Origin of the sequence: Aeromonas sp. QDB68 (genome assembly GCF_027707405.1) — a bacterium.
GTDB lineage: Bacteria > Pseudomonadota > Gammaproteobacteria > Enterobacterales > Aeromonadaceae > Aeromonas > Aeromonas caviae.
Map to the genome: position 1 here is coordinate 1 of NZ_JAPCIQ010000246.1, position 677 is coordinate 677.

Consider the following 677-nt stretch of genomic DNA (forward strand, 5'->3'; position numbering starts at 1 on the left):
GCAAAGTAAACTGGATGGCTTTCTTGCCGCCAAGGATCTGATGGCGCAGGGGATCAAGATCTGATCAAGAGACAGGCACTACCCTGCTGCTTGGCTCCTCTTCGCGGCTGAATGGTGGAAACGTGATTATGCTGGTGGAGCATGGCGCTGGGGACCGCTTTGCGAAGCAGCAGGACTAAAGAGTCTATCCCACGATAAAATCCGGAATCTGGTCATTGACGGGCATCAACAATGGTGCCTGCAAACTTCGATCAAAACCGAAGGCAAACGTTTTATCGGCCTGGTCGCCATGAGTGGTGGCCTACCGATGCGTTTGGTGGAATCGGCCCAAGGCGGACTGGCCAGACTCCTTAGAATGGTCACCGAGCAGGCGTTGCACTACAACCTACACGATGAACAACTGCGTCAAGCTGTTGAAGCACAAGCCGCGCTCTTGCCAGTGTGTTATCAACAGTCGCCCGTCTATGAACTTTTGGATAACCTCATCAAAGCAGTGCTGCATATCCGAGCCACGTATGAGCTTCATGATGTGTCCGACCCCATAGGCAAGTTACAGAAAGAGTGTCCAGACTGGGAGGATATATTTCCAATAACGCTTGATCTGTCTCTTGATCAGATCTTGATCCCCTGCGCCATCAGATCCTTGGCGGCAAGAAAGCCATCCAGTTTACTTTGCA

At 51.7% G+C, this 677-nt stretch carries 1 protein-coding gene; it reads left to right on the forward strand.

Annotated features, from left to right (window positions below):
• Positions 1 to 307: 307 nt before the first annotated feature.
• Positions 308 to 677, forward strand: a 370-nt coding sequence (locus tag PG892_RS22475) for a hypothetical protein (RefSeq protein ID WP_270825936.1), incomplete at its 3' end; no start/stop codon positions are given.